The sequence below is a fragment of the Mangrovicoccus sp. HB161399 genome (assembly GCF_013184745.1).
GTDB lineage: Bacteria > Pseudomonadota > Alphaproteobacteria > Rhodobacterales > Rhodobacteraceae > Mangrovicoccus.
On record NZ_JAATVU010000007.1, the window covers coordinates 96,854 to 123,100 of the forward strand.

A 26,247-nucleotide genomic window follows, 5' to 3' on the forward strand; every position below is an offset into this window, starting at 1 on the left:
CGGGAGGAGGGCCGGAATACCGGCCCCCGCTCAGCCCTTCATGCTGTCCCAGAAGCTCTTGACCGAATCGAAGAAGCTCGAGGCATTGGGATTGTTGTCCTCGCTGAGGCGCTCGAATTCCTTCAGCAGGTCCTTCTGCTTGGAGGTCAGGTTGACCGGGGTCTCGACCACCATCTCGATGAACATGTCGCCGGAATTGCCGCCGCGCAGGGCGGGCATGCCCTTGCCGCGCAGGCGCATCTGGCGGCCCGACTGGCTGCCGGCCGGGACCTTCACCCGCGAGCGGCCGCCGTCGATGGTCGGCACCTCGATGTCGCCGCCGAGCGCGGCTGCGGTCATCGCCACCGGCACGCGGCAGAACAGGTTCGTGCCCTCGCGCTGGAACAGCGGATGGTCGGCCACCTCGATGAAGATGTAGAGATCGCCGGTCGGACCGCCGCGCAGCCCGGCCTCGCCCTCGCCGGCAAGACGGATGCGGGTCCCGGTTTCCACCCCGGCAGGGATGTTGACCGAAAGCGCCTTTTCCTTCTCCACCCGGCCCTGGCCATGGCAGGTGCCGCAGGGATTCTTGATGATCTGGCCGACGCCGCCGCAGCTGGGGCAGGACCGTTCGACCGTGAAGAAGCCCTGCTGGGCGCGGACCTTGCCCATGCCGTTGCAGGTCGGGCAGTTGACCGGTTCGGCGCCGCCTTCGGCCCCGGTGCCGTTGCAGACCCCGCAGGGGACGGCGGTCGGCACGTTGATGGTCTTCTGCATGCCCTTGTAGGCATCTTCCAGCGTGACCCGCAGGTTGTAGCGCAGGTCGGCGCCGCGCACCGCGCGCTGGCGGCGTCCGCCGCCCTGGCCGCGCTGTCCGCCCATGAAGTCGCCGAACAGGTCGTCGAAGACGTCGGAGAAGGCCGATGCGAAATCCGCATTGCCCGCGCCTGCGCCTGCGCCGGGACGTCCGCCGCCGCCCATGCCGCCCTCGAAGGCCGCGTGGCCGAAGCGGTCATAGGCCGCCTTCTTGTCGGCATCCTTCAGGACCTCGTAGGCCTCGTTCGCTTCCTTGAACTTGGCCTCGGAGTCGGGGTTGTCGGCATTGCGGTCCGGGTGATGTTCCTTGGCCTTCTTGCGGTAGGCCTTCTTGATCTCGTCTGCCGAGGCCCCCCGGGATACCCCCAGCACGTCGTAATAGTCTCGTTTCGCCATGGGCTGCTATCCCTCTCGAAAACGCGCGGAACCGGCCCGGCGGGCCGGACCGGTTCCAGGAAAGAAGGATGCGGCTTAGGAGCGCTTGTCCTCGCCGAGATCCTCGAAATCGGCATCGACGATGTCGTCATCGGCGCCGTCACGCTGCGCGGTCGAGGCATCCGGGTCGAAATCCGCGTCGCCGTCCTTGCCGCCATCGGCCTGCTGCGACTTGTAGATCGCCTCGCCGAGCTTCATGGAGGCCTCGGTCACGTTCTGGATGCCCGAGCGGATCTTGCCCGCATCGCCGGATTCCATCACGTCCTCGAGCGCGGAGATGGCCAGCTCGATCGCTTCGACGGTGGTCGGGTCGACCTTGTCGGAATGCTCCTCGAGCGAACGCTTGGTGGAGTGGATCAGGCTTTCCGCCTGGTTCTTGGCTTCCACCAGGTCCTTGCGCTCCTTGTCCGCCTCGGCATTGGCCTCGGCGTCGCGGACCATCTGGTCGATCTCGTCATCCGTGAGGCCGCCCGAGGCCTGGATGGTGATCTTCTGCTCCTTGCCGGTGCCCTTGTCCTTGGCGGTCACGTGCACGATGCCGTTGGCGTCGATGTCGAAGATGACCTCGATCTGCGGCATGCCGCGCGGCGCCGGCGGGATGTTCTCCAGGTTGAACTGGCCGAGCAGCTTGTTGTCTGCCGCCATTTCGCGCTCGCCCTGGAAGACCCGGATCGTCACCGCGTTCTGGTTGTCCTCGGCGGTGGAGAAGATCTGCGACTTCTTGGTCGGGATCGTGGTGTTGCGGTCGATCAGCCGGGTGAACACGCCGCCCAGGGTCTCGATGCCCAGCGACAGCGGGGTCACGTCGAGCAGGACCACGTCCTTCACGTCGCCCTGCAGGACGCCGGCCTGGATGGCGGCGCCCATGGCGACGACTTCATCCGGGTTCACGCCCTTGTGCGGCTCCTTGCCGAAGAACTTGGTCACTTCCTCGATGACCTTCGGCATGCGGGTCATGCCGCCGACGAGAACGACCTCGTCGATGTCGGAGGTGGAGAGACCGGCATCCTTCAGGGCAGCCTGGCAGGGCTTCATCGAGGCCTTGATCAGGTCGTTGACCAGAGATTCCAGCTTGGCACGGGTCAGCTTCATGACCATGTGCAGCGGCTGGCCGCCATTCGGCGACATCGAGATGAACGGCTGGTTGATCTCGGTCTGCTGGCTGGAGGAGAGCTCGATCTTCGCCTTTTCGGCGGCTTCCTTCAGGCGCTGCAGCGCCATCTTGTCCTTGGTCAGGTCGACGCCGTGCTCTTTCTTGAACTCGTCGGCCAGGTACTGGACGATGCGCATGTCGAAGTCCTCGCCGCCGAGGAACGTGTCCCCGTTGGTCGATTTCACTTCGAACAGGCCGTCATCGATTTCCAGGATGGTGACGTCGAAGGTTCCGCCGCCGAGGTCGTACACCGCGATGGTGCGCGACTCCTTCTTGTCGAGGCCGTAGGCCAGCGCGGCCGCGGTCGGCTCGTTGATGATCCGCAGGACCTCGAGACCGGCAATCTTGCCCGCGTCCTTGGTGGCCTGGCGCTGCGCGTCGTTGAAATAGGCCGGAACGGTGATGACCGCCTGGGTCACCTGCTCGCCGAGATAGGACTCGGCGGTTTCCTTCATCTTCTGCAGGATGAAGGCGGAAATCTGGGAGGGCGAATACTTGTCGCCGCGTGCCTCGACCCATGCGTCGCCATTGCCGCTGTCGACGATGGAGTAGGGGACGATATTCTTGTCCTTGGTCACTTCCGCATCGGTGACGCGGCGGCCGATCAGGCGCTTGACCGCAAAGATGGTCGCTTCGGGGTTCGTGACCGCCTGGCGCTTGGCCGGCTGGCCGACGAGACGTTCGCTGTCGGTGAATGCGACGATCGAGGGGGTCGTCCGCGCCCCTTCGGCGTTCTCGATCACGCGGGCCTGGGAGCCGTCCATGATGGCCACGCAGGAGTTGGTGGTCCCCAGGTCAATGCCGATGACTTTAGCCATGCTGTAGTACCTCTTCTCTGGCGATGTGCGGGGCTGGCCCGTCAAGGCGCCGATCCCCGATCCCTGATAGTTCTGCCCCGTCGGCACGGGCCCTGTAACGGAACCGTGCATCGGGAGCCGATTGACCGGTATATAGGGAGACGTCCCTGACGCTGCAAGCGATCTGCCCGACAGGTTTCTGCATCGCCCGGGCAAGGTAAAGGGGCAGTTTCATGGAACTCGGCGGGGTGCGGATTTTTCCCGGGGCGCTGGACGCGGATGCCCGGAATTCGGTCTTGGCGGCGGTGCGTGCGGTGGTGGCGGAGGCGCCGCTGTTCCACCCGGTGACGGCGCGCGGGCGGCAGATGTCGGTGCGCATGACTTCCTGCGGGGAATTCGGCTGGGTCAGCGACCGGCGCGGCTACCGCTACGAGCGGACGCATCCCGCGACGGGCCGGCCCTGGCCCGCGATTCCGGCCGAGGTGGCGGCGCTGTGGCAGCGCTTTGCCGGGCCGGGGGCGCGCGATCCGGAATGCTGCCTGGTGAATTTCTACGGCGAGGGCGCGCGGATGGGGCTGCACCAGGACCGCGACGAGGCGGATTTCTCGCAGCCGGTGGTCAGCCTGTCGCTGGGTGATGACGGGCTGTTCCGCGTCGGCGGCACGGAGCGCGGCGGCAGGACGGCCTCGGTCTGGCTGAAATCCGGCGACGTGGCGGTGCTGGCCGGCCCGGCCCGGCTGTTGCATCACGGAGTGGACCGGATCCGCTTCGGCTCCTCCGATCTCCTGTCGCAGGGCGGGCGGCTGAACCTGACGCTCCGCGTCGTGACCTGATCCGGCGGACGCGGGGCTGGCGCCCCGCGGCACCATGCTCCCCGTCCCGGCCCGGAGGGCCGCGCCGGGGCCCGCCGCCCGGACCCGGCGGGAGCGCTCAGTTTCCCGAAAGCGAGCAGCAGCCCAGCCGCAGATGCACCGCGCCCGCGGTTTCGGCCAGGGACAGCGTTGCCGACAGGCCGAAGGGCCGGTCGCTCATGTTGTCGGAACAGGCCTCGTTGCGGATCACCAGATGGCCGCGCATCCCGTCGCCGACGAAGGTCCAGAGCCGCGCCAGCCCGGCGGCCGCCTCGTCGCGGCCGGTGATCTGCAGCGGGGTTTCGGGATGCTCGGGCTGCTCGAACTCCGCGAAGAAGGCGGAGGCCATGTTCAGGCCCCAGAACGGCTCCGTCCCGTAGCAGCGCAGGGGCAGGCCCTCGGCCCTGGCGCCCTCGACGCGCGAGAGCTGCGCGGCCGGGAGCCATGCGGCGCCTTCGCCGCGGCCGGTTTCCGCCCAAGCGCCGTCATCGGAAAAAGCGAGAATCTCGAGCACGGTTCCGGCAGCGGCGGTGCCGATCCTGGCCGATCCGGCATCGGGCGCGGCCTGAAGGACTGCATCGCCGGTGACGTCGTAGCGGGCGGGCAGGCGTTCGCTGCCGGCCGCGGCAAGGCCCGGCGCGAGCGCCATGGCAAGCATCAGGGATGTCTTCGTCATGTCAGGTTCCGGCAGTCCAGCTGAGGGAGGCGTTCCTGCGGGCAACATACTCGGCCATCAGGCCGATGACCATCAGGACAAGGCTGACCGCGACCGGATAGAGCACCGAACTGTAATGCGGGTTGTAGTTGATGAAGGTGAAGCCGCGTGCCTGGTCGATCGTGTGGAACAGCGGGTTCCAGTCGAACCACACGAGGATGTGGCCGGGCATGGTATTGGCGAGGAACATCTTTCCCGAGGCGATCACGTTGGCGCGGCTGTAGACCTGATGGACGAGCCGCACCGCCGCGGGCGCCCAGGGCCGCAGCCCGGCGAAGACCAGCCCGACGCAGACGCCCGAGAACCAGGACAGCAGCAGCATCGCCAGCGCGCCGAACGGATCCTCGATGGCGACCGGACCCCAGGCCAGATGGTAGACGCCGAGCACAAGCGACAGCGAAAGGATCTGGATGTAGAGCGAGGCGAGCGCGCTGCCGAGGATGGCGACCATGGTGGTCATCGGCGCGTGCAGCATCATCGGCGAGGTCGGCCCGTCGGCCGACATCACCGCGCTCATCGCCGAGTTGAAGGTCATGTAGAGGAAGATGCCCGACAGCAGGAAGAGCAGGAAATCGCCGCGGATCTGTGCGCCGCGGATGCCGATCACGGTGAACATCACGTAGAAGACGGCGACCAGCATCAGCGTCTGCAGCACCGCCAGGAACAGCGCGATTACGGCGTTTCCGTGGCTTTTCCGGACCTTGCGGACGGTGACCGCGAAGATCGTCGAAAGGCTCTGGCCGAGGCTGCGGTAGAGGCCTTCGGGACGGTGCTGCTCGAACATCGACTCTCCTCTGGCGCGACCTGTCGTCCTGCGCCCGCGAACCGGCTTGCCGCCCGGCGAATGGCGGCGCTAGGGTCGTCGCCAACCGTTACCCGTGCCGTTTGGAAAGTGCCCGAGATGGATTACGAAAAGCTTGAAACCGTCATGCGCCGCCTGGCGCTCGAAGCCGGCGACATCATCATGGGGATCTACGGCGAGGACGATTTCGCCGTCGAGTCGAAGGATGACGAGAGCCCGGTGACCAAGGCCGACAAGGCGGCGGACGAACATATCTCGGCCGGGCTGCGCGAGGCCTTCCCGGACGTCCTGCTGGTGACCGAGGAGCAGGCCGCCACCCACAGCGAATCCGCCGGCAACTTCCTGATCGTCGATCCGCTCGACGGCACCAAGGAATTCATCAAGCGCCGCGGCGACTTCACCGTCAACATCGCCTATGTCGAGGCCGGCGTGCCGGTGCGCGGCGTGGTCTATGCCCCGGCCAAGGAACGCCTGTTCTACACCAAGGCGGACGGCCGGTCGGTCGAGGAAACCGGCGGCACGCTGGACGTTCCGGGCGAAACCGTCGCGATGAGCGTTTCCACGCCGGATGCCGCTGCACTGCGCGTGGTCGCGTCGAAATCGCACCGCGACCAGGCCACCGACGACTATATCGGCAAGTACAGCGTCGACGACATGAAGAGCGCAGGCTCCTCGCTGAAATTCTGCCTGGTGGCGACCGGCGAGGCGGATTTCTACCCGCGGCTCGGCCGCACGATGGAATGGGACACCGCGGCCGGCCATGCCGTCCTGGCCGGGGCAGGCGGCAAGGTCGTGCGCTTTGACGATCACACGCCGCTGGGATATGGCAAGGAAGACTATGCCAACCCGTTCTTCATCGCGTACGCGCCGGGGATCGAACTTCAGCAGGCTTGAATGAGCTCCATCATCATCATCCCGGCGCGCTACGCGTCGACCCGCTACCCCGGAAAGCCCCTCGTCGAGCTGCGCGGCCCGGACGGCGAAGCGAAAAGCCTGATCCGCCGGTCCTGGGACGCGGCCACGGCCGTCTCGGGCGTCGACCGCGTGGTCGTCGCAACCGATGACGACCGGATCCGGTCCCATGCCGAGGGCTTCGGCGCCGAGGTGGTGATGACCTCCGAAAGCTGCCGGAACGGCACGGAGCGCTGCGCCGAGGCGCTCGAGACGCTGGGCGGCGGCCATGACATCGTCGTCAACCTCCAGGGCGATGCGCCGCTGACCCCGGCCTGGTTCGTCGAGGACCTGATCGCGGGTCTCTCTGCGACGCCGGCGGCCGAGGTGGCGACCCCGGTGCTGCGCTGCGACGGCGCGGCGCTCCAGGGTTTCCGCGACGACCGCAAGGCGGGCCGCGTCGGCGGCACCACGGCGGTGTTCCGCGCAGACGGCATGGCGCTCTACTTCTCCAAGGAAGTGATCCCCTATTCCGACGGCGTGGCCACCGACGGCCCCGAGACCCCGGTTTTCCACCATGTCGGCGTCTATGCATACCGCCCCTCGGCGCTGGCGGCCTACGGCCGCCTGCCGGTCGGGACGCTGGAGACCCTGGAAGGACTGGAACAGCTGCGCTTCCTCGAGCATGGCCATCCGGTCCTGTGCGTCGAGGTGGAGGCGCGCGGGCGGCAGTTCTGGGAGCTCAACAACCCGTCCGACGTCGAGCGAATCGAGGCGATGCTGGCATCGGGCGCCGGGGCCTGAGCGGGCCATCCGCCCGGACGCTGTGCAGGTAGGCCGCCGGGACAGCCGGTTCCGGCTGCCGCAACGCCGCAGGGCCACGCCAGCGTTGCAAATCTGTTGCCTAGAGAGTTTAGTTCTACCACGATGGTGGCGGGACCGGAAATAATGGAACGAATAACAGGCGGTCCGCGTTGTTCACCTGAGTGCAGTTGCGTGTAAACAAGGGCAAGGTCATGACACACAAGGTTACCAAGGCAATTTTTCCGGTCGCTGGCATGGGAACCCGCTTCCTTCCTGCGACCAAGTCGATTCCGAAAGAGATCATGACGCTGGTCGACCAGCCCCTGATCCAGTATGCTATCGACGAAGCCCGCGACGCGGGCATCGAGGAATTCATTTTCGTCACGTCCCGCGGCAAGTCGGCGCTCGAAGATTACTTCGACGGGGCGCCCCAGCTCGAGGCCACGCTGCAGCGCAAGGGCAAGACCGCGCTGCTCGACCAGCTGAAGCGCACCGACATGGAAAGCGGCGCCATCGCCTATGTCCGCCAGCGCGAGGCGCTCGGCCTCGGCCACGCGGTGTGGTGTGCCCGCCGCCTGATCGGCGACGAGCCCTTCGCGGTCCTGCTGCCCGATGACGTGATCAAGGCCGACAAGTCCTGCCTGGCGCAGATGGTCGAGGCCTATGAGGGCGTCGGCGGCAACATGGTCGCGGCCATGGAAGTCCCGATGGACAAGATCTCCTCCTACGGCACGCTCGCCATCAAGGAAGACATGGGCCACATGGTCTCGGTCTCCGGCATGGTCGAGAAGCCCAAGCAGGAGGACGCGCCCTCCAACCTCGCCGTGATCGGCCGCTACATCCTCGATCCGAAGGTGCTGGCAAATCTCGACGAGATGAAGATCGGCGCCGGCGGCGAGATCCAGCTGACCGACGCGATCGCCGAGGAAATCGAAGGCACCGGCGTCTACGGCTACCGCTTCCGCGGCGAGCGCTATGACTGCGGCTCCAAGGCCGGCTACCTGCAGGCCACCGTTGCCTTCGGCCTCGAGCGCGATGACCTGCGTGACGAATTCACCGAGTTCCTGCGCGATTTCACGGCGATCCGCAGCGCCGCCGAGTAATTCCGCGCCCTTCGGAATTCCGCACGTCCTTGCATGCGCCGCCCTTCGGGGCAGCGTTTTTTATGCGCGTAAACCGGGCCTTAAGCAGCCGCGCCGTAGCTACGGCCGAGGAGGGCCCCGTGTGCGGCGAGTCGATGAATGCCTGTATCAGCTGGTCTTGCGGACCCGCCGCCAGCGGCTGTTCCTGCGCAGCTGGCGCAAGGGGCTGGAACTGGCGCCCGTGACCCGGCCCGCCCGCCGCGAGGGGGTGCTCGCCTTTGCCTGCCTGCGCAACGAGGCACGCCGCCTGCCCGATTTCCTCGACCATTACCGCCGGCTCGGCGTGGCGCAGTTCTTCGTTGTCGACAACGGCAGCACCGACGGCGCGGCGGAGCTTCTGGCGGCGCAGCCGGATGTCGCGATGTGGCGGACTTCGGGATCCTACCGGCGGTCGCGCTACGGCATGGACTGGCTCGCGGCGCTGAAGCGGCGCCATGGCTGCGGCCGGTGGTGCCTGACGGTCGATGCCGACGAGCTTCTGGTATACCCGGACTGGGAAACCCGCCCTCTCCCGGCACTCTGCGCCTGGCTGGACGCGCGCGGCCTGCGCAGCTTCCCGGCGCTGCTGCTCGATCTCTATGGCGGACCGGGCGCCGCGGGACCGGAGGGGCGCATCCTAGAACAGGTGCCGTGGTTCGATGCCGGCAATTACCGCGCGCAGCGGGATCCGCGCTATGGACATGACTGGATCCAGGGCGGCCCGCGCGAGCGCGCCTTCTTCGCTGGCGAACCCTGGCAGGCGCCGGCCCTGAACAAGGTGCCGCTGGTGCGCTGGAAGTTCGGCCAGACCTATGTGAGCTCTACCCACCACCTGCTGCCGCGCGGCCTCAACCAGCGCCGCGAGGAAGCACCCACCGGCGTGCTGCTCCACACGAAATTCCTGCCGGGTTTCGCTGCCCGGGCCGAGGAGGAGGCCGCGCGGCAGGAGCATTACGGAGATTGCGTCGAGTACCGGGCCTACCTGGCCCGGGCATTGCGACCGGGCGCGCTGCACGGGCCGGGATCGCTGCGCTTCGCGGGCTGGCGCCAGCTGGAAGCGCTGGGACTGATGTCGCGCGGGGTCTGGATATGACCGCCGGTTGCGTCATGCTGTGCCATGGCGGACTGGACCGGGCGGAGCAGGTGGCGCGGCACATCTGCGCCCAGGGCACGCCGCTGGCGCTGCATGTCGACAGCGGCACGCCGGTGTCCCGCCGCCGGCTTGCGGAGCTTGCGGCGATCCCGGGACTGGTGCTGGCCGGCCGGCGGCGCTCGCGCTGGGGCGGCTGGGAACTGGTGGAGGCGTCGCTGGGGGGCGCGCTCGCCCTGTTGTCGCGGCATCCGCAGCTCACCCATGTCTGCCTGATCTCCGGCAGCTGCCTGCCGCTCCGGCCGATGGCCGAGCTCGACCGCTTCCTGGCGGAGCATCCCGGCCGGGATTTCATCGAATCCGTCCGCATCCGGCAGGCGGACTGGGTGGTCAGCGGGCTGCAGGAGGAACGGTTCCGCCTGCGCTTTCCCTTCCGCTTCCGCGAACAGCGCCGGCTGTTCGACCTCGCCACCCGGGTACAGAGGATGCTGCCGGAGCAATGGCAGCGCGCGCTTCCGGCCGGCCTCGATCCCTGTCTCGGCTCGCAATGGTGGTGCCTCAGCCGCCGGACGCTGGAGGCAATCCTGTCCGATCCCGGCTTGACGCGGTCCGCCCGCTATTTCCGCCGGGTCTGGATCCCGGACGAGGCGTTCTTCCAGAGCATGGCGCGCCGCCACGGACGCGACGTGGTCAGCCGCACGCTCACTTTCGCGCCCTTCGACCGCACCGGCCGGCCGGTGACTTTCTATGACGACCATGCGGCGGAGCTGCGCGGCATCGGGCCGGATTACTTCTTCGTCCGGAAGGTCTGGGAGGGCGCGGACCGGCTCTATGCGGAGCGTCTCGGCAAGCTGCCCGCACCGGTCCCGTCCCGGCGGGACGGCGCGCGCCGGATCGCGGCGCGGGCGGCGGTGCCGCAGCCGCTGACCCCGGCCATCCCGCGGCGCGGCGAGCCGCCCGGAACCGTGCCCTATCTCGCGCTATTCGGGGCCGGACCGCTTTTCCCCGGGCTGCCGCGGATCCTGCGCGATGCCGGCCGGGGTCCCTGGATCGACACGGCCTTCGGTCCGGCGGCGCGGCTCAACCCGGCGGCGCATCTGGCAAATCTCCTGCGGGACCATCGCGGGATGCCGGTCCTGTCATTCGGTGCCGACAGCCCGCCGGAGGCGGCCTGGTCGGTCGCGCTCGATCCGCTGGCGCGGATCATTGCCGTCGAGGGCGGCTGGGTGCTGCCGCTGGCGGGGGGTGCCGGGGCCGAGGCGCAAGGTGAGGAATTCGCCAGGCTCCGGCGCGCCGAAGGCCGGATCTTCGCGGCGCTGGACGGCGGGGACCGCCGGGCGGCGTTGCGCCGCTGGACGCTGGAAGAGGCGCTGGCGGCCCCGGACGAGATCGCCGAGGCCCTGGGCCTGCCGCCGGATTCGCTGGCTGTGCCGCAGGCCGCGCAGATGGCGGAGTTCCTGGAGAGGATGCGCGATGACGGGCTGAACCCGTCCCTGTCGCTGGGGCGCGGCGGGGCCGGAGCCCGGCTGCCACGCGGCCTTGCGGCGCGCTAGGCGGCCTCAGGCGGCCTTGGTGTTCTGCAGATCGGTCAGGATCGTGTAGAGCGTGTCGGGATCGTCATTGGCGCGCAGCTTCGCGCAGGTCGAGGCATTGCGCATCACCCGCGACACGGCGGCCAGCGCCTTCAGATGGGCGACGCCGCAATCATCCGGGGCAAACAGCGCGAAGACCAGATCGACCGGCTGGCGGTCGATCGAGTCGAAGGGCAGCGGCCGTTCGAGGCGCAGGAAGACGCCCGACACCTTGGGCAGCTCGCCGAGTCGGGCATGGGGGAGGGCAACGCCCTCTCCCACGCCGGTCGGACCGATGGACTCGCGATCCTGGAGCGCTTCCACAGCGTCATCGGCATTGATGCCGTAGCAGTCGGCGGCAATCTCCGCGAGTTCCTGCAGCAAACGCTTCTTGCTGGTCATCCCGCCGATGGATTTCACCGCGGCAGGCGTCAGTAAGGATGCAAGTTCCATCTATCCACTTTCTCGCGGTTTCCGCGACAATCACACCGTGCTGCTGGGATCGATCCAGCCGATGTTTCCATCGTCACGCCGATACACCACGTTCACTCCGCTCGTGCCCTCGTTGCGGAACACCAGGATCGGCGCTCCGACAAGCTCCATCTGCATCACCGCCTCGCCGACCGAGATCGACGGAATGCGGGTCTGCATCTCTGCAATGATGACGGGCTGGAGGCTGTTGGGTTCCTCGAGCTCGTCGCCTTCCGTTTCGGCGGCGATCACATACGACGAAGCTCCGAAAGCTTCAACCGGCTCCGCGCGCTTGACGTGATGGTCTTTCAGGCGGCGCTTGTACCGGCGCAGCTGCTTGTCGAGCTTTTCGAGGCAGGCCTCGAAGGCGCCGTAGATTTCGGTGCCCCTGGCCTTTGCCTGGGACGTCAGCCCGGTGGAGAGATGAACCGTCGCTTCGCACACGAACTCGTGGGCGTCGCGGGAGAAAGTCACGATCGCTTCGGTGGGACGCTGGGAATACTTGCCCATGACTTCGTTGAGAGCGTCCTGGACATGCGTCTGGAGCGCATCACCGACATCGATTTGCTTTCCACTGATTTGGTATCTCATAACACCTCCTTATACTTGGGGCTGTTGGCCGGCCTGGCCCGTCACGTGTTGGGCCGGTTGGCCGGGGATTGGATGGCACCTGGGGGAGCGGTAATCCGCTGCGACCGCACAGGCAGCGCCGTGGAACGATTGGAGGACATCGGCATCGACGAACATGCAGCCATTTGGCTCCACCTCACTCTTGGATGTCAACTGTATCCACGCATCCATGGGAAGAGCAAGTGCAATCGCAAACGTTAAAATGCGTTTAAAATATGTGTTTTTGTTGCCATATCCTGTTCAGGACATGCGGAATCCCTGGCCGAGATAGACCCGGCGGACGTTTTCGTTGCTGATCACCTCTTCGGCAGTTCCGCTCATCAGAACCTTTCCCTCGTGCAGGATATAGGCCCGGTCGACGATCTGCAGGGTCTCGTGGACGTTGTGGTCGGTGATCAGGACGCCGATTCCCCGGGTCTTCAGGTCGGCCACCAGCGCGCGGATGTCGCCGACCGCGATCGGGTCGACGCCGGCGAAGGGCTCGTCCATCAGCACGTAGCGCGGCCGAGCGGCGAGGCAGCGGGCGATCTCCACCCGGCGGCGTTCGCCGCCCGACAGCGCCAGCGCGCGGGACCGGCGCAGATGGGTGACCGAGAATTCCGACAGCAGCTCTTCGAGCCGTTCGCGCCGGGTATGCGGGTCGGGTTCGGAGATCTCCAGGATCGCGAGGATGTTGTCCTCGACCGACAGGCCGCGGAAGATCGAAACCTCCTGCGGCAGGTAGCCGATTCCCAGCTTGGCGCGGCGGTACATCGGCAGCGTGGTCACGTCGCGCCCGTCGAGCCGCACCTCGCCGCCCTCGGCATGGATCAGCCCGGCAATGGCGTAGAAGGTCGTGGTCTTGCCCGAGCCGTTGGGACCGAGCAGCGCGACGACCTCGCCGCGCTCCAGTTCCAGAGATACGTCGCGTATGATCGGCCGCTTGCGGTAGCTCTTGCGCAGTCCCTGCACCTGCAGGCCGCCGGTGCGTTCGAGGGGCGGGTTGTTCAGGTCGCCGCCGGTGCTCATTGCGGCGCGGTCCCCGGGGTGCCGCCGGGCGTGATCACGGTGCGCACGCGCCCGTCCATCCGCCCGGTTCCGGTGGCGAGGTCGACGGTCAGGCGCTGGCCGTTGAGCGTGTTCGGTCCCTGCGTCAGCAGCACGTCGCCGGTCATCACCACCTCGTTCTTCAGCGGCGAATAGACGGCTTCGTCGGATTCGGCCGCCTCGCCGGGCGTGACCATCGTCACCCCGCCGGAGGCGGTTATCTGCTCGACATCGCTGCCCAGGCTGCCGTCGGGCAGGCGGGCGTATTGCACCAGGATGCGCGGCGCGGCCAGCCGCAGCCCGCCCTGCACCACCAGCACGTCGCCGGTGAACAGCGCCGTGCCCTCGGCCTGGTTCATCTCCAGCTGGTCGGAGGTCACCTCGACCGGCGCGTTGCGGTCGCCTTCGGCCACGCCGCCGAGGCTCACCCCCATGCCCTGCGCCAGCAGGGGCGCCGGCAGGGCCAGCATCAGGGTCAGGATCAGGGGATGTCTCATTCGGCCTCCGTCGCTTGGGGGCGATATATCAGGTGAACGCCGCCGGTGAACAGGGCAACCGTCCCGTTCCGGCTGCCGGGTTCTGAGGTCACGGTCAGCTTGCCCGCCGACAGCGTGCCGATCGGCCCTTCGGCCTCGACCGGGCCGAGGCTCTCCATATGGGTCAGGTTGGTGAGGAGCCGCACCCCGGGCATGGTCGCGACATAGCCGTTGGAGCTGCCGACCCGCACGCCGCCGGTCAGTTCGGCGACATGCGCGTTCTGGTCCAGCATGCCCTCGGGCGCGGCAAGGTCGAGCGTGATCCCGTCCGGACGGGCCAGCCGGGCCGAGAGAGTCTCGCCATGGGCGATGCCCTCGCTGTCCGGATCGGGGACCAGCCGCGAGGCGGTGAGGCGCAGCTCGGACCCGTCCTCGGTCAGCCCGGCATAGCTCGGGTTGCCCAGCCGCTCCTCGCGCGCGAGATCGCCCAGCTCGGCGTCGCTCCAGGGCAGCGGCTCGCCGACCTGCCCGCCGCGCGACAGCAGGAACAGGGTGGACAGGATGCCGAGCGCGACCAGCGGCAGGACGACTTTGACGACGGCGATAGCGCGCGAATAGGCGTTATCGAACCGTGCCACCGTCAGACGACTCCGGCACGCAGGCAGTCATGGATGGTGACGATGCCGCGCGCGATGCGCGGGCCTTCGGGATCGACGGCGAAGAGGCTGGTGATCTTCAGCTGGTCCATCAGCGCCACCGCCTTCTCGGCCAGCTGGTCGGGGCCGATGGTCTTGGGATCGCGGGTCATCACGTCGCCTGCCGTCTTGTCGAGCAGGTTGACCATGTTCCGCCGAAGGTCGCCGTCGGTGATGATGCCGGTCAGCAGCCCCGAGTCGGAGGTCACGCCGACCACGCCGAAGCCCTTCTGGCTCATCACGATCAGTGCCTCGCCCATCGGCGTCTCCAGCCCGACCAGCGGCAGCTCCTCGCCGCCATGCATCAGGTCGCCGACCTTCGACAGCTGCGCGCCCAGCTTGCCGCCGGGATGGAACTGGCGGAAATGCTCGGGCGTGAACTGGCGGTGCTCCATCAGCGCCACGGCGAGCGCGTCGCCGAGCGCCAGGGTCATCGTCGTCGAGGTGGTGGGCACGATGCCGGTGCCGCAGGCTTCGGGCGCCTTGGGCAGCACCAGCGCCACGTCCGACTGGCGCAGCAGCGTCGAGTCGGGCCGGCTCGCCACGCCGATCAGCGGGATGCCGAAGCGGCGGGTATGGGCGATCATGTCGGCCAGTTCCGGCGTCTCGCCGGAATTCGACAGCATCATCACCACGTCGCCCGCAGCCAGCATGCCCAGGTCGCCATGGCTGGCCTCGGCCGGGTGGACGAAATGCGCGGGGGTGCCGGTGGAGGCCAGCGTCGCCGCCAGCTTGCGCGCGATATGGCCGGACTTGCCCATGCCCGAGATGATCACGCGCCCCTTGGCCGCGAGGATCAGGCGGACCGCCTCGGCGAAGCTGCCGTCGAGCGACGCGGCCAGGGTGCCGAGCGCGTCCGCCTCGATCGAGATGACGCGGCGGCCGGCGGAAAGGAAGATGTCGGAGTCTGAATCGGTCATGTCTGTCACGAATGTGCGAAAATGTCGGTGTCCGGCCAGCCCTCGAGATCGAGGAGCGCCCGGGTCGGAAGGAAGTCGAAGCACTTCTGCGCCAGCTTGGTGCGGCCCTCGCGCTCCAGCCGCTGGTCCAGCTTCTCGCGCAGCCGGTGCAGGTAGAGCACGTCGGAGGCCGCATAGGCAATCTGCGCCTCGGTCAGGGTTTCCGCACCCCAGTCGCTGGACTGCTGCTGCTTGGAGATGTCCTCTCCCAGCAGTTCGGAAACGAGGTTCTTCAGCCCGTGCCGGTCGGTATAGGTGCGCGTCATGCGCGAGGCGATCTTCGTGCAGTAGACCGGCGCGGCCAGCGCGCCGAAGGCCTTGTACATCATGGCGATGTCGAACCGGCCGTAATGGAACAGCTTCAGCACCGTCGGGTCCTTCAGCATCCGCACCAGGTTCGGCGCTGCCGTCTGGCCCTTGGCGACCTGCACCAGATGGGCGGTGCCGTCGCCCGCCGACATCTGCACGACGCAGAGCCGGTCGCGTCCCGGGATCAGCCCCATGCTCTCGCAGTCGATCGCCACGACCGGCCCGAGGTCGAGCCCGTCCGGCAGATCCCCGGCATGCACTTGATGTTCCAAATCCCCGATCCTTGTCCGTTTCCCGATATCCCGCGGGGGGATTGCATCCTTATGACCGCTAAGGGCGGCATGTTCCAGTGACCGCGGCACGGCTGCGGATTGCGCGGCGGCTCCATGCCATATTATATCTGATTCACGAAATATGAAGGGTCCGGGTCCGTCCCGGCCCTTTGCCGGCGCGGTCCGGCGGCGACCCTCCCTCGCTGCCGGACCGCGCCGGCGGCATCCGCGGCTCCGGCCGCTTCCCCCGGGCCGGCCCGGGCAAGGAAGCGTCAATGCCCGGCTGGCACAAGAGGCACGCAGTCCCGGGACGGGACGGCAGACTGCAAGGGAGGACGGAATGGCTATTCGAATTCGGTGCGCGGCGGCAGCGGCGCTCCTGGTCTTCGCCGGAGCGGCGCAGGCGCAGGACTACATGGACCTCGCGCGGGAGCTCTACCGCGAGGGTTACGAGAACCAGGCGAAGATCCGCGTGCGCGGGGAGACGATCCATGTCGAGGTGACCGGCTCCGCGGGCAAGACCGAGCGCGTCTACAGCCGCGACGGGTCGAGGATCATCGAGGAGGAAACAACGCGGCCGGACGGAACGAGGGTGGAACGAGAATACGACCGCGACGGCAAGGTGGTGGAGGAGCGGGTCCGGGTCGCCTCCGGCGGCGCTGCCGGACGGAGCCGCGAGGGGTTTGACGACGACAGCGATGACGACCGGGACGACGACCGCGGCCGCGACGACGACGGCGATGACGACAGCAGCGACGACGGTAGGGACCGCGACCGGAGCCATGACAGCGGCCATGACGACGGCAGCAGCGACGATGGCGATGACAGCAGCGACGATGGAGATGACGACCGCGACCGGGACCGCGAGAGGGAACGCGACCGGGATGACTGACCTTCCGGGCCGGCCCTGACCGCCTGCAAGGCTGCGTCCGCACCGCATGGCCGGGCGCAGCCGGACTTCCAACGGAATTGCCGCTCGGATGGCTGATTTCGGTGGATGATGTGGCGGCTTGGAGCGACCGTCATTTCCTTCCTCTCGGGGGAAGGAAATGGTGCCCAGAAGAGGACTCGAACCTCCACGTCCTTACGGACACTAGCACCTGAAGCTAGCGCGTCTACCAATTCCGCCATCTGGGCCGATGTCGTGAGGCGGGCTTCTATGGGAGGACCGGAAGGGTGTCAATGGGGAGCGAACAACAATCTTCGCGGCCATCCCAGGTGTCCGTCAGGCGAACGCAGTGCGGATGCCCGGGGGAGTTAGCTGCGCTTCGAAGGGGGGGGCGACATCGGTCCAGCTGATCCATTTCCGCGTCGGGGAAATGGTGCCCAGAAGAGGACTCGAACCTCCACGTCCTTACGGACACTAGCACCTGAAGCTAGCGCGTCTACCAATTCCGCCATCTGGGCCGATGTCGTGAGGGGGGCTTCTATGGGAGAGCCGGAGGGGTGTCAACTCGGATTCGCCAAAAAATTCGGGCTTTCCGCGACGTCTGGCAACCGGCCGGGCGGTGCCGTTAACAGCGCTTCCATGGCTGCCGCGGTAAGAGCGCGACCAGTTGCACCTTGTCGGGTCTGGCGCGGGCGGCTATCTCGAATCTGTACCGAGCTGGGAGGCGAGCCATGGCGAAACTAGTGACGATCTTCGGCGGATCGGGGTTTGTCGGACGGCACATCGCGCGGCGCCTGGCCAAGGATGGCTGGCGGGTCCGCGTCGCGGTGCGCAAGCCCAATCTCGCGATGCACGTGAAGCCCTACGGCGTCGTCGGGCAGGTGGAGCCGGTCTTCTGCAACATCCGCGACGACGCCTCGGTGCGCGAGGTGCTGACCGGCGCGGATGCGGTGGTGAACTGCGTCGGCGTCCTGGTCGAGAGCGGGAAGAACAGCTTCGGCGCCGTGCAGGCCGAAGGCCCCGGCCGGATCGCGCGGATCGCCGCCGAGATGGGCATTTCCCGCATGGTGCAGATCTCGGCGATCGGCGCCGATGCGGACAGCGCCAGCGAATACGCCCGCAGCAAGGCGGCAGGCGAAGCGGCCGTGCTGGAGGCGCTGCCCGGCGCGATGATCCTGCGGCCCTCGGTAATCTTCGGGCCCGGCGACAGCTTCTTCAACCGCTTCGCCGACATGGCGAAATTCGGGCCGGTCCTGCCGATCACCGGCGCGGATACGAAATTCCAGCCGGTCTATGTCGATGACGTGGCCGCGGCGGCGGAGCTCTACCTGCTCGGCAAGGCCGAGGGCGGCGTGTACGAGCTTGGCGGTCCCGAGGTGAAGACCTTCCGCGAGCTGATGCGCGACATGCTGGCGGTGATCCGCAAGCGCCGCGCGGTGATGTCCCTGCCGGGATTCGCGGCGCGCGGCATGGCCTGGAGCTTCGACATGCTGCAGAAGGCCAGCGGCGGGCTTTTCGTCAACCACATGCTGACCCGCGACCAGCTGAAGAACCTGGCCCGCGACAATGTCGTCTCCGAAGGCGCGAAGGGATTTGCCGATCTCGGCCTCGCCCCGGCGGCGATGGGCGCCGTGCTGCCCGGCTATCTCTGGCGCTTCCGCACCGACGGCCAGTATGCGATTCTCAAGGATGCGGCGGACGATCTGAAGGCCTGAGCCCTCAGATTTCCGCCAGCGCGTCGGTTTCCTGCGAGGCCCGCGCAGCTTCCTCGCGGTCGCGGTTGTAGCGTTCCAGCTCGGCATTCAGCGCCGCACCCAGCAGCACGACATAGATCGTGATGTAGAGGAACATCAGCAGCGCCACGACCGCGCCGATCGAGCCGTAGACCTGGCTGTAATTGCCGAAATTGCTCAGGTAGTAGCTGAAGCCGAACGTCGCCGCGCCCCAGACAGTGATCGACAGCACCGAGCCGGGGGTGAAGAACCCGGTCATCGGGTGCTTCACGTTGGGCGCGAAGCGGTAGAGCAGCCAGACCCCGGTGAAGACCAGCGACAGCGAGATGAACCAGCGGGCGACTTGCAGCAGCAGGCCGTTGACCCAGGCCAGCAGCCCGGCAGGCAGGTTCTCGGCAAGGAAGGGCAGGTTCAGCACGGTGGTGATGATCGGCACGACCACCAGCGCCAGGATGGCCGTGACGGCCACGAGGCTCAGCGCCAGGGTCATGGCGAAGGACAGCGCCATCGCGTGCCAGCCCTTGCGGGAGCGGCCGTGATAGACGGCATTCAGCCCGCGGATCAGCGCGTCCGTGCCCTTGCGTGCCGACCACAGCGCGGCCAGCGTGCTGACCGCCGTCGCCCAGCCCAGCGTGCTGTTCGAGGTCAGGATCATGCGGTGGACCTGGCTGTCGATGATCTGGAATGCCTCCGGGGGCATGAAACCCTCCAGGAGCATCATCTGCTCCTCGACTGCCTTGGGATCGGCGATGAATCCCATCAGCGCGACCACCGCGGCGATGGCCGGGAAGACGGACAGCATCGAGAAGAACGCGCCGCCGGCCGCGACCAGCGTCAGGTTCGCCTCGTCGATCCGCGCCTGCATGTTCATGGCGAATCGCCAGGCGGTCTTGATGGCTTGCAGCACTCTGGCACCTCCTTGTCACCCAGCCGTGATAGCATGGGCGGGAAGGTGCCTGAACCGACGCAAGGGAAAAGGCGCCCGGAAAGCTCCGGACGCCTGCATTTCGGTAACGGTCTTCGGTGTCAGCGGAAGGACGCGGCCACCGTGGTCGAGCTGCCGGTGGACAGCGCCGCGCCGCTCGACTGCAGCACCCGAAGCTCCAGGACGTCGCCGCCGCCGACTTCGATCCAGTCGCTGGTGCCCGAGAGGATCGACGGTCCGCCCGACGCGGCGGGCACGGCGATGTTCAGATCCATGCCCGGCACGCCGTTTTTCAGCACCTGCAGGCGGCGGAGGCCCGCGCCGCCCTGGCCGAACTCGACCGTCGCGCGCAGGCGGATGCGGGTGATCGCGCGGTTCTCGGGGATGACGATCTGGGTCGGCGCCGCGGCGTCCCAGGCGCCGTCGACGGTGTCATGTGCGGAGAGCTTGGCAGTCCAGGCCAGCGTCTCCCAGGTGCCGTCCGCCAGCGGCTGCCCCGGCGCGTCGAGCGACAGCGACAGGCCGTAGGGCTCGCGCAGGTTCAGGGAGGCCTTTTCGTCCGCTGCCGTGTCGTCGACCTCTGCCGCGACCGTGCCCTGGAAGGCACCGGGCTCGTAGACCGCCTGGCCGGTGCCGGCACCCTTCTCGAAATAGGTCGACATGACGGCAAGGCTGGTGACCCGGTTCTTCCGGATCTCGATGCGGTCGGTGACATAGCCGGTGGCGGTGCTGGTATCGACCATCCTCACGCCGACGCGGCGGGTGTCGCCGGCCTCGTGATGGATGTTGTGGTCGATGTTGAAGTCGATGCAGTGGTCCAGGTAGATATCCGCCGGCGGCGCCCAGGAGGTGTTGGTATTCGTCTTCTGGAAGAAGGCGTTGCGGTGGATTTGCCCGAGCCGCGATCCCTTGATCTTCAGCCCGTGGTCGCGGAAGTCGAAGAAGCAGTCGCTGATCACCAGCTCGGGCTCGGCACCGGTGCGGAACCACTCGATCGCGATCTTGCAGGTCGGGCACCGCACGTTGTGGAACAGCGCGCGCTCGGCCTCGATGGTGCCTGCGGGCTGCGCGCCGTCGGGATGGCCGCGGCAGATCACCGGGCGGGCGACGAAGTAGAACTGGATGTCGCGGATGATCGGGGCATAAGCGCCGTCGATCACCAGCCCGTCCTCCATCCGCCACAGGACCGAGCTGTCGGTCCAGTCGTCCAGCTGCTTCACGTTGTTCACCAGCGGACCGGAGATGTGGCAGTTCTCGAAGACCATCCTCCAGGCGCCGGTGAAATCGAATCCCTTCGTGAAATGGTCGTCATAGGGCGCGCCGGAGCTCATGTGCGCGTCATAGCCCTGCACCAGCAGGTCGCGCACCACCAGCGAGCAGTTGCGCCGCGAGCCGCCGTTCAGCGGCAGGGTCGCGGTCAGCGGGCGGCCGTCGACGCGGCCATCGGCGAGCAGCGCGAATTTCTCGAAATGGAAATAGGGGGCGCGGTTGCCGCCGGTGAAGATCGGCCCGTGCGACACGCTCGCGCCGTCGACGACGATGCGGCTGACCTCGGTGCCCATGCCGTAGATGCCGAGGCTCATGTTGTCGCCGGGGAGGTTGATCGTCTCCTCCACCGGGCTTTCCAGCGAGAAGATGCCCGGCGGGATCACCAGGGCGCCGCCGCGCTTCTCCCGTGCATAGGCCACGAAATTGCGCAGCGCCGGCCCGATGTCGGAGCCGCGGTTGTCTACGATCTTGCCGAAATGCCTCAGGTCGACGGTCTGCGCCATCTCGAACCACTGGCCGTTGTTGGACTGCGCCCGCATCGGGTGGACGGGCTGGTTCAGCGCCGGAACGTAGAGATAGGGCGAGGGCATGCTGCCGGCCTCGTGGGCTGCAAGCTCTACCGCGGGGACCGACTCGCTGATATTCACTGATCCGATGTCGCTGGCCATCATCGGACCGACTTCCAGGCCGGGAAGGTTCTGCTTCGGTCCCGGCGCCGTGCCGAGTTCGGCCTCGAATTCTGAAGAGGTGATCGTCTGGGTCATGTCGGCTCCACCGGTTCGTGCATGGCCGGAGAAGCTAGGCGGTGCGGCTGATCAAAGCCTGAGCGGCACGGGCGCGCCGTTCAGGCCCCGTTAATCCCGGTCCAGGAGGTCAGAGCGACAGGGTCCGCTCGCGCAGCCAAGCCACGAAGCCGCGCGGATCGCTGGCCCAGCCTCGGCTTTCCTCGGGCGGAATCGGAGTGCCGACGATCGGCGCCTGGGGCTTGTTCAGCGCGGCCACCACTTCGTGGATCAGCAGGCCCTGGCGCAGCGTCGGCGAAAGCTGGTTGGCGATCTGGTACCAGCGGCTGTTCTGCCCGGGGAAGCGGACCGGCAGGACCGTGGCGCCGCTGCGCTGGATCATCTTGGCGGTGAACGGGTTCCAGTCGGCTTCCAGGGCCGGGCCGAACCAGGTCTGCGAGGCAGCCACCACGCCCGAGGGGAACAGCACGATGGCGCCGCCCTGGCCGAGATGCTCCATCGCCCTGCGGCGCATCTCCAGGTTCTGCTGCAGCGCATCGGACTCGTGCGGGAAGGGGACGGGCAGCATGAAACGCCTGATCTCGTCCACCCCGGTCAGCAGCGACCGGGTCAGGATCTTGTAGTCCTGGCGGACGCGGCCGATCAGATCGCCCAGGATCATGCCGTCGACCAGCCCGTGCGGATGGTTCGCGACGACGATCAGCGGACCGCTTCGCGGAATCCGGTCGATCTGGTCGTGCGGGGTGTGCAGGGCGATGCCCATGATGTCCAGCGCGCGGCGCCAGAAGGCCTGGCCCTCGGGCACGCCGGAACGCTCGAATTCCCGAATCAGCCGCAGAAGGGTCAGCTTGCCGGTCATCCACTCCATGCCGCGGATGGCCTGCGCCTTCAGCGGGCTGTCGAAAGTCGTCGCATAGGACAGCTTCCGCTTGTCGTACGGAACGTAATCCGGGCCCTCGACCGTGGCGTCCTGATAACTCTCAACCACTTCCTGTCCATCCATCCTGTCGGTCCGGCCGCCCGGCTTGCAGAGGATCAGAAGTCTTCCCCGAACCGGTTGGCGACCAGATCTTCCAAGGCCTGGGCCAGCTTTGCTGCTTCCGGTCCGCAGGTCTCGACCTCAATAGTGGTTCCCTTGGAAGCTGCCAACATCAAAAGCCCCATGATGCTGTCTCCGGACGCACTGAGGCCTTCGCGCGACACGGTCGCCCTGGCATCATGGTTCTCGACCACCTCGGCAAGCTTGGCCGAGGCGCGGGCATGCAGCCCCTTTTCGTTAATGATTTCGAGGGTCCGCCGTGTTTGTTGCGGCATGGGCGTGATCGTCAAGCGGCGCTCCGTCAAAGCTGTTGATGTATTTCTTGCCGGCGGCGAGCGCGGATTCAACCGCCAGCGCGACCGGCTGGCCGCGCAGCTTCGCCAGCTTGATCAGCATGGGAAGGTTGGCCCCGGCCATGATCTTGCGCTTTTCCTGGACGCAGGCAGGCAGCGACAGGTTCGAGGGCGAGCCGCCGAACATGTCGGTCACCACCACGACGCCGTCGCCCTGGTCGACCGCATTCGCGGCGGCGATGATCTCGGCCGTCTTCATCTCCCGGTTGTCTTCGGCGGCAATGGCAATCGGCACGATGCCGGTCTGGGGGCCAAGGATATGTTCCAGCGCCGAGAGATACTCCCGTGCCAGACCCCCATGTGCGACAATAACGATGCCAATCAAGCTGCGTCACCCGGTTCTTGCCGCAGCGGCGACCATGCCGCGCCGCTCCAGCTCATGATGTCGAATAGACACGCCCCAGCCCTTCGCTGCAAGCGCGGCCGCCAACTTTTCTGCAAGCGCAACCGAACGGTGCTGCCCGCCGGTGCAGCCGAACCCGAGCGACAGATGGGACTTTCCCTCCTCCAGATAGGCAGGCAGGAGGAATTCCGCCAGATCCGCGACCTTCGAGAAGTACGCATCGAAGCGCGGATCTTCGGAAATATAGGCCGAAACCTCTGCCGAGCGCCCGTCGAGCGCGCGCAGGGCCGCCGACCAGTAGGGGTTCCGCAGGAAGCGCACGTCGAAGATCATGTCGATGCCGCGCGGCAGGCCGCGCTTGTAGCTGAAGGAATGCACCGAGAGGGCCAGCCGCTGTGCGCTCGACCCGCCGAACCAGCGGTCGAGTTCGGCGCGCAGCTCGTGCGGGGTCAGATCGGAGGTGTCGATCAGGAAATCCGCGCGGACCTGGATCGGCCGCATCAGGTCGAGTTCGCGCTCCACTCCGGCGGCCGCGGTCTCGGCCGGGGCCAGCGGGTGGCGGCGGCGGGTTTCGGAATAGCGCCGCACCAGGATGTCGGCGCGGGAATCCAGATATATCAACTCCAGGTTGACGTCCGGGTCGCGGGTCAGCGCTTCGATCATCTCGATCAGCGCGGCGACGCTGAAATCGCGGTTGCGCACATCGAGCCCCAGCACAAGCGGGCGCCCCAGCGGCGCGCCGTCGATCAGCGCGGGCACCAAGCTCAGCGGCAGGTTGTCGATGGTTTCGCAGCCCATGTCCTCGAGGGCGCGGATCGCGGTCGAGCGTCCCGCCCCGGACGGTCCGGTGACGAAGATCACCCGGTGATGTCCGGCCGGTTCGGCGTGTCCTGGGCGTGATGTCATGCCGGCAAGGTCCCCCGTCCCGTGACATATTGCAGAATCCCTGCAGGAAAATGCACGGAATCCACCTTTTTTAGCACCGGAAGGGACAAACCGAGCAGCCGGATGTGCGCGGCTTCGGGCAGGCGTTGCGTTTCGGTGACAGAAAGGTCGATCACCAGCGCAACCGGGGCAGGCGGGACCAGCTCGGCCCGGATCAGCCCGATGCCGCGGCATTCGATGGCCCTGGGCAGCGAGGGCGGCGCTGCGGCGATGATCTGATCATTTTCAGCGCGGAGCAAGGTGACGTCATCGGCGATCAGCCCGGCGCCGAGCGCCATGAGCTGCAGGGCGAGCGCGGATTTCCCGCTTCCCGATGGGCCTTCGATCAGGACAGCGCGGCCGTCGATCGCAACGGTCGAGGCATGCCGTGTCTCTTGGCGGTCAGGCGGGCTTGGATGCATCCGGTCCTTGGGTCAGTCTCAGGCGGTAGCGGCGGCAAGCGCCCGGAACCAGCGGGCCGGACTCCTCCGTGCCGGTCCAGTCTCCATCGGCGGCAAGCAGGCTGTCAATGGCAGGCAGGCCGTCCGCAGCGCCGCGCGGGCAGGTGATGGAGAGCTCCCAGAGCAGCCCGCCGCCGTCGCGCAACAGCCGGAACGCGATCCGGCTGCCGTCCCGGGCAGTGGCCGCGGCGGCCCAGGCGGACTGCGCCACGCAGATGGCGCCGGGCACGGTGATCGCGGCGGCGTTCGCCCTCAGGACTTGGGTCTCCATCTCGACCGATACGCCGCGCGACCGGGCGGCGGCGGCGGCGGATTCCAGGTCGTGCGCGAGAAGCGCCTCCAGCGCGCCGACGCCTGGCGCCCTGGCAGAGGCCAGCATCTGCGCCAGCCGGCCGACATCGGACAGCATCTGCTCGAGCATCATCTGCTCGAAGCCGCCGCCGGAATTCTCCAGCAGGGTCTCGGTGCCGAGCTGGAGCGCGGTCAGCGGGCTGCGCAGGTCATGGACCAGGTCCCTGAGCCCGGATTTCTGCTGTGCCAGGGCCGTGGCCATGGCCTCGAGCAGGCCGGCTCGCGGCGGAAGCGGGTTGTGCTTGTTCACGGGGCCTTCCGACAGTTGCGGGCACGGCCGCTGGACCGGACCGGTTGCGGGACGGGCGGGCGGGGCAACGCTTCTGCTGCAGGTCCGGGCCGGGGGCCTGAGCCGCGCCGTCATTCGGACGGGCGGGCCGGACTGTCAGGCTCTGGCGGCCCTTTCGGGGCCGGTCCGGGCCGCGCGCGGCCGGGCCGCGGCGCCCGGCAGTCAGGCTCCGGCGGCGGCGGCCGGCCGGGGGGAATAGCGGTAGCCGATCCCGTAGAGCGTCTCGATGGCGCTGAAATCGGGATCGACTGCGCGCATCTTCTTGCGCAGCCGCTTGATGTGGCTGTCGATGGTGCGGTCGTCGACATAGATGTTGTCGTCATAGGCGACATCCATCAGCTGGTCGCGCGACTTCACCACGCCGGGACGCTGGGCCAGCGCCACCAGCAGCTGGAATTCGGTGACGGTCAGGCTGACCGCTTCCCCGCGCCAGGTGACGGAGTGGCGTTCCGGGTCCATGCAGAGCTCGCCGCGCACCATCGAGGAGCTCTCCGGTTCCGGGTCGGCGGCAGGCTGTGCGGCGGCAGCTGCGTCCGGCAGGGGCATGCCGGGCATGTGGCGGCGGGCGCGGCGCAGGTTGGCGCGGATGCGCTCCAGCAGCAGCCGCTGGGCGAAGGGCTTGTGGACATAGTCGTCGGCGCCGAGCCGCAGCCCAAGCGCCTCGTCGATCTCGTCGTCGCGGCCGGTCACCATGATGATCGGGAAATCCCAGCCGGTGCGGATGCGCCGGACCAGTTCCATGCCGTCCATGCCCGGCATCACCAGGTCGATCAGCGCGATGTCGGGAATGTTCAGGGTCATGCCGTCGAAGGCGGCCTGCCCGTCGGCATAGGCATCGACGGCATAGCCTTCGGCCTCCAGCATCAGGCATACCGTCTTCAGAATTGACGGATCGTCCTCGACCACGGCGGCGCGTATCCGCGGCTGAAGTTCCTGCTGACGAGAAACCGATCCTGTAGCCGTACCGGCCATGATGCACCCCCAAATAGACTTGTGATTCGCTATTCCCACCCGGGGTTTTCTACCTCGCCGGTTGCAAACGAATTCCTAACCGGGGCAGGCATT

At 67.4% G+C, this 26,247-nt stretch carries 28 protein-coding genes and 2 tRNA genes; 8 read left to right on the forward strand and 22 right to left on the reverse strand.

What is annotated here, in order from left to right; translation table 11 throughout:
• Window positions 1–30: 30 nt before the first annotated feature.
• Together dnaJ and dnaK are read right to left on the reverse strand one after the other, a co-directional pair.
• Complete coding sequence (gene dnaJ, locus HCC78_RS05705) at window positions 31–1,191, reverse strand: molecular chaperone DnaJ (protein WP_172327782.1); 1,161 nt, start codon at window positions 1,189–1,191, stop codon at window positions 31–33.
• 75 nt (window positions 1,192–1,266) lie between these two features.
• Complete coding sequence (gene dnaK, locus HCC78_RS05710; protein ID WP_172327783.1) at window positions 1,267–3,201, reverse strand: molecular chaperone DnaK; 1,935 nt, start codon at window positions 3,199–3,201, stop codon at window positions 1,267–1,269.
• Between the two features lie 212 nt (window positions 3,202–3,413).
• Here dnaK and HCC78_RS05715 point away from each other — a divergent pair, with 212 nt between their 5' ends.
• The gene (locus tag HCC78_RS05715; protein WP_172327784.1) at window positions 3,414–4,013 is read left to right on the forward strand and encodes an alpha-ketoglutarate-dependent dioxygenase AlkB; all 600 of its coding nucleotides are present in this window, start codon (window positions 3,414–3,416) and stop codon (window positions 4,011–4,013) included.
• Window positions 4,014–4,110: 97 nt separating this feature from the next.
• Here the strand turns inward: HCC78_RS05715 and HCC78_RS05720 are convergent, their stop codons facing one another.
• Entirely contained in the window at window positions 4,111–4,707 is a 597-nt protein-coding gene (locus tag HCC78_RS05720) for a hypothetical protein (RefSeq protein ID WP_172327785.1), read from the reverse strand.
• A gap of 1 nt (window position 4,708) precedes the next feature.
• Entirely contained in the window at window positions 4,709–5,530 is an 822-nt protein-coding gene (locus tag HCC78_RS05725; protein ID WP_172327786.1) for an ABC transporter permease, read from the reverse strand.
• Between the two features lie 117 nt (window positions 5,531–5,647).
• Here HCC78_RS05725 and cysQ point away from each other — a divergent pair, with 117 nt between their 5' ends.
• From cysQ to HCC78_RS05750, 5 genes are all read left to right on the forward strand, one after another.
• Window positions 5,648–6,442, forward strand: coding sequence for a 3'(2'),5'-bisphosphate nucleotidase CysQ (cysQ, locus tag HCC78_RS05730; RefSeq protein WP_172327787.1), 795 nt, complete (start codon window positions 5,648–5,650; stop codon window positions 6,440–6,442).
• On the forward strand, window positions 6,443–7,243 hold the full coding sequence (locus HCC78_RS05735) for a 3-deoxy-manno-octulosonate cytidylyltransferase (RefSeq protein ID WP_172327788.1): 801 nt from the start codon (window positions 6,443–6,445) through the stop codon (window positions 7,241–7,243).
• Between the two features lie 212 nt (window positions 7,244–7,455).
• Entirely contained in the window at window positions 7,456–8,346 is an 891-nt protein-coding gene (gene galU / locus HCC78_RS05740; RefSeq protein WP_172327789.1) for a UTP--glucose-1-phosphate uridylyltransferase GalU, read from the forward strand.
• Window positions 8,347–8,467: 121 nt separating this feature from the next.
• Window positions 8,468–9,457, forward strand: coding sequence for a glycosyltransferase family 2 protein (locus HCC78_RS05745; protein ID WP_371743780.1), 990 nt, complete (start codon window positions 8,468–8,470; stop codon window positions 9,455–9,457).
• Window positions 9,454–11,007: a beta-1,6-N-acetylglucosaminyltransferase gene (locus HCC78_RS05750; RefSeq protein WP_172327791.1), complete on the forward strand. Its 1,554-nt coding sequence runs from the start codon at window positions 9,454–9,456 to the stop codon at window positions 11,005–11,007. Before HCC78_RS05745 ends, HCC78_RS05750 begins: the two co-directional genes overlap by 4 nt.
• Before the next feature lie 6 nt (window positions 11,008–11,013).
• Here the strand turns inward: HCC78_RS05750 and HCC78_RS05755 are convergent, their stop codons facing one another.
• The 7 genes from HCC78_RS05755 to HCC78_RS05785 all read right to left on the reverse strand — a co-directional run bounded on the left by HCC78_RS05755 (window position 11,014) and on the right by HCC78_RS05785 (window position 15,863).
• Window positions 11,014–11,478 carry a PTS sugar transporter subunit IIA gene (locus HCC78_RS05755; protein WP_172327792.1) on the reverse strand — a complete coding sequence of 155 codons (465 nt, stop codon included), beginning with the start codon at window positions 11,476–11,478 and terminating at the stop codon, window positions 11,014–11,016.
• Between the two features lie 30 nt (window positions 11,479–11,508).
• On the reverse strand, window positions 11,509–12,087 hold the full coding sequence (hpf, locus tag HCC78_RS05760) for a ribosome hibernation-promoting factor, HPF/YfiA family (RefSeq protein WP_172327793.1): 579 nt from the start codon (window positions 12,085–12,087) through the stop codon (window positions 11,509–11,511).
• A gap of 279 nt (window positions 12,088–12,366) precedes the next feature.
• Window positions 12,367–13,134, reverse strand: a complete 768-nt coding sequence (gene lptB / locus HCC78_RS05765; protein ID WP_172327794.1) for an LPS export ABC transporter ATP-binding protein — start codon at window positions 13,132–13,134, stop codon at window positions 12,367–12,369.
• Window positions 13,131–13,649, reverse strand: a complete 519-nt coding sequence (locus tag HCC78_RS05770; RefSeq protein ID WP_172327795.1) for an LptA/OstA family protein — start codon at window positions 13,647–13,649, stop codon at window positions 13,131–13,133. Before HCC78_RS05770 ends, lptB begins: the two co-directional genes overlap by 4 nt.
• The gene (locus tag HCC78_RS05775) at window positions 13,646–14,266 is read right to left on the reverse strand and encodes a hypothetical protein (RefSeq protein WP_172327796.1); all 621 of its coding nucleotides are present in this window, start codon (window positions 14,264–14,266) and stop codon (window positions 13,646–13,648) included. Before HCC78_RS05775 ends, HCC78_RS05770 begins: the two co-directional genes overlap by 4 nt.
• Before the next feature lie 2 nt (window positions 14,267–14,268).
• On the reverse strand, window positions 14,269–15,243 hold the full coding sequence (locus HCC78_RS05780) for an SIS domain-containing protein (RefSeq protein ID WP_172327797.1): 975 nt from the start codon (window positions 15,241–15,243) through the stop codon (window positions 14,269–14,271).
• Window positions 15,244–15,248: 5 nt separating this feature from the next.
• On the reverse strand, window positions 15,249–15,863 hold the full coding sequence (locus HCC78_RS05785; protein WP_172327798.1) for a ribonuclease D: 615 nt from the start codon (window positions 15,861–15,863) through the stop codon (window positions 15,249–15,251).
• A 340-nt stretch (window positions 15,864–16,203) separates the two neighbouring features.
• Between HCC78_RS05785 and HCC78_RS05790 the strand changes: the two genes are divergently transcribed.
• The gene (locus HCC78_RS05790; RefSeq protein ID WP_172327799.1) at window positions 16,204–16,755 is read left to right on the forward strand and encodes a hypothetical protein; all 552 of its coding nucleotides are present in this window, start codon (window positions 16,204–16,206) and stop codon (window positions 16,753–16,755) included.
• Window positions 16,756–16,913: 158 nt separating this feature from the next.
• Here the strand turns inward: HCC78_RS05790 and HCC78_RS05795 are convergent.
• Window positions 16,914–17,000 (reverse strand) — tRNA-Leu (locus HCC78_RS05795).
• 183 nt (window positions 17,001–17,183) lie between these two features.
• Window positions 17,184–17,270 (reverse strand) — tRNA-Leu (locus HCC78_RS05800).
• A 213-nt stretch (window positions 17,271–17,483) separates the two neighbouring features.
• On the opposite strand from HCC78_RS05800, the gene HCC78_RS05805 reads away from it, so the two are divergent.
• Window positions 17,484–18,467 carry a complex I NDUFA9 subunit family protein gene (locus tag HCC78_RS05805; RefSeq protein ID WP_172327800.1) on the forward strand — a complete coding sequence of 328 codons (984 nt, stop codon included), beginning with the start codon at window positions 17,484–17,486 and terminating at the stop codon, window positions 18,465–18,467.
• A 4-nt stretch (window positions 18,468–18,471) separates the two neighbouring features.
• On the opposite strand, the gene HCC78_RS05810 is transcribed toward HCC78_RS05805, so the two are convergent.
• The 9 genes from HCC78_RS05810 to HCC78_RS05850 all read right to left on the reverse strand — a co-directional run bounded on the left by HCC78_RS05810 (window position 18,472) and on the right by HCC78_RS05850 (window position 26,154).
• Complete coding sequence (locus HCC78_RS05810; protein ID WP_172327801.1) at window positions 18,472–19,392, reverse strand: YhjD/YihY/BrkB family envelope integrity protein; 921 nt, start codon at window positions 19,390–19,392, stop codon at window positions 18,472–18,474.
• A gap of 119 nt (window positions 19,393–19,511) precedes the next feature.
• On the reverse strand, window positions 19,512–21,443 hold the full coding sequence (locus HCC78_RS05815; RefSeq protein WP_172327802.1) for a hypothetical protein: 1,932 nt from the start codon (window positions 21,441–21,443) through the stop codon (window positions 19,512–19,514).
• Between the two features lie 109 nt (window positions 21,444–21,552).
• Complete coding sequence (locus tag HCC78_RS05820; RefSeq protein ID WP_172327803.1) at window positions 21,553–22,425, reverse strand: lysophospholipid acyltransferase family protein; 873 nt, start codon at window positions 22,423–22,425, stop codon at window positions 21,553–21,555.
• 32 nt (window positions 22,426–22,457) lie between these two features.
• The gene (locus HCC78_RS05825) at window positions 22,458–22,736 is read right to left on the reverse strand and encodes an HPr family phosphocarrier protein (protein WP_172327855.1); all 279 of its coding nucleotides are present in this window, start codon (window positions 22,734–22,736) and stop codon (window positions 22,458–22,460) included.
• The gene (locus HCC78_RS05830; RefSeq protein ID WP_172327804.1) at window positions 22,699–23,139 is read right to left on the reverse strand and encodes a PTS sugar transporter subunit IIA; all 441 of its coding nucleotides are present in this window, start codon (window positions 23,137–23,139) and stop codon (window positions 22,699–22,701) included. Before HCC78_RS05830 ends, HCC78_RS05825 begins: the two co-directional genes overlap by 38 nt.
• A gap of 6 nt (window positions 23,140–23,145) precedes the next feature.
• Window positions 23,146–24,063, reverse strand: coding sequence for an RNase adapter RapZ (rapZ, locus tag HCC78_RS05835; protein WP_172327805.1), 918 nt, complete (start codon window positions 24,061–24,063; stop codon window positions 23,146–23,148).
• Window positions 24,060–24,503, reverse strand: a complete 444-nt coding sequence (locus tag HCC78_RS05840; protein ID WP_172327806.1) for an HPr kinase/phosphorylase — start codon at window positions 24,501–24,503, stop codon at window positions 24,060–24,062. Before HCC78_RS05840 ends, rapZ begins: the two co-directional genes overlap by 4 nt.
• On the reverse strand, window positions 24,484–25,143 hold the full coding sequence (locus HCC78_RS05845) for a histidine kinase dimerization/phospho-acceptor domain-containing protein (protein WP_172327807.1): 660 nt from the start codon (window positions 25,141–25,143) through the stop codon (window positions 24,484–24,486). Before HCC78_RS05845 ends, HCC78_RS05840 begins: the two co-directional genes overlap by 20 nt.
• A 201-nt stretch (window positions 25,144–25,344) precedes the next feature.
• A complete protein-coding gene (locus HCC78_RS05850) occupies window positions 25,345–26,154 on the reverse strand; it encodes a response regulator transcription factor (RefSeq protein ID WP_172327808.1) in 810 nt (269 codons plus the stop codon).
• Window positions 26,155–26,247: the final 93 nt, after the last annotated feature.

Bases quoted from the DNA above. Each gene is read 5' to 3' on its own strand.
- dnaJ (WP_172327782.1), bottom strand. From the start codon at position 1,191: ATGGCGAAACGAGACTATTACGACGTGCTGGGGGTATCCCGGGGGGCC.
- dnaK (WP_172327783.1), bottom strand. From the start codon at position 3,201: ATGGCTAAAGTCATCGGCATTGACCTGGGGACCACCAACTCCTGCGTG.
- HCC78_RS05715 (WP_172327784.1), top strand. From the start codon at position 3,414: ATGGAACTCGGCGGGGTGCGGATTTTTCCCGGGGCGCTGGACGCGGAT.
- HCC78_RS05720 (WP_172327785.1), bottom strand. From the start codon at position 4,707: ATGACGAAGACATCCCTGATGCTTGCCATGGCGCTCGCGCCGGGCCTT.
- HCC78_RS05725 (WP_172327786.1), bottom strand. From the start codon at position 5,530: ATGTTCGAGCAGCACCGTCCCGAAGGCCTCTACCGCAGCCTCGGCCAG.
- cysQ (WP_172327787.1), top strand. From the start codon at position 5,648: ATGGATTACGAAAAGCTTGAAACCGTCATGCGCCGCCTGGCGCTCGAA.
- HCC78_RS05735 (WP_172327788.1), top strand. From the start codon at position 6,443: ATGAGCTCCATCATCATCATCCCGGCGCGCTACGCGTCGACCCGCTAC.
- galU (WP_172327789.1), top strand. From the start codon at position 7,456: ATGACACACAAGGTTACCAAGGCAATTTTTCCGGTCGCTGGCATGGGA.
- HCC78_RS05750 (WP_172327791.1), top strand. From the start codon at position 9,454: ATGACCGCCGGTTGCGTCATGCTGTGCCATGGCGGACTGGACCGGGCG.
- HCC78_RS05755 (WP_172327792.1), bottom strand. From the start codon at position 11,478: ATGGAACTTGCATCCTTACTGACGCCTGCCGCGGTGAAATCCATCGGC.
- hpf (WP_172327793.1), bottom strand. From the start codon at position 12,087: ATGAGATACCAAATCAGTGGAAAGCAAATCGATGTCGGTGATGCGCTC.
- lptB (WP_172327794.1), bottom strand. From the start codon at position 13,134: ATGAGCACCGGCGGCGACCTGAACAACCCGCCCCTCGAACGCACCGGC.
- HCC78_RS05770 (WP_172327795.1), bottom strand. From the start codon at position 13,649: ATGAGACATCCCCTGATCCTGACCCTGATGCTGGCCCTGCCGGCGCCC.
- HCC78_RS05780 (WP_172327797.1), bottom strand. From the start codon at position 15,243: ATGACCGATTCAGACTCCGACATCTTCCTTTCCGCCGGCCGCCGCGTC.
- HCC78_RS05790 (WP_172327799.1), top strand. From the start codon at position 16,204: ATGGCTATTCGAATTCGGTGCGCGGCGGCAGCGGCGCTCCTGGTCTTC.
- HCC78_RS05805 (WP_172327800.1), top strand. From the start codon at position 17,484: ATGGCGAAACTAGTGACGATCTTCGGCGGATCGGGGTTTGTCGGACGG.
- HCC78_RS05815 (WP_172327802.1), bottom strand. From the start codon at position 21,443: ATGACCCAGACGATCACCTCTTCAGAATTCGAGGCCGAACTCGGCACG.
- HCC78_RS05820 (WP_172327803.1), bottom strand. From the start codon at position 22,425: ATGGATGGACAGGAAGTGGTTGAGAGTTATCAGGACGCCACGGTCGAG.
- HCC78_RS05825 (WP_172327855.1), bottom strand. From the start codon at position 22,736: ATGCCGCAACAAACACGGCGGACCCTCGAAATCATTAACGAAAAGGGG.
- rapZ (WP_172327805.1), bottom strand. From the start codon at position 24,063: ATGACATCACGCCCAGGACACGCCGAACCGGCCGGACATCACCGGGTG.
- HCC78_RS05840 (WP_172327806.1), bottom strand. From the start codon at position 24,503: ATGCATCCAAGCCCGCCTGACCGCCAAGAGACACGGCATGCCTCGACC.
- HCC78_RS05850 (WP_172327808.1), bottom strand. From the start codon at position 26,154: ATGGCCGGTACGGCTACAGGATCGGTTTCTCGTCAGCAGGAACTTCAG.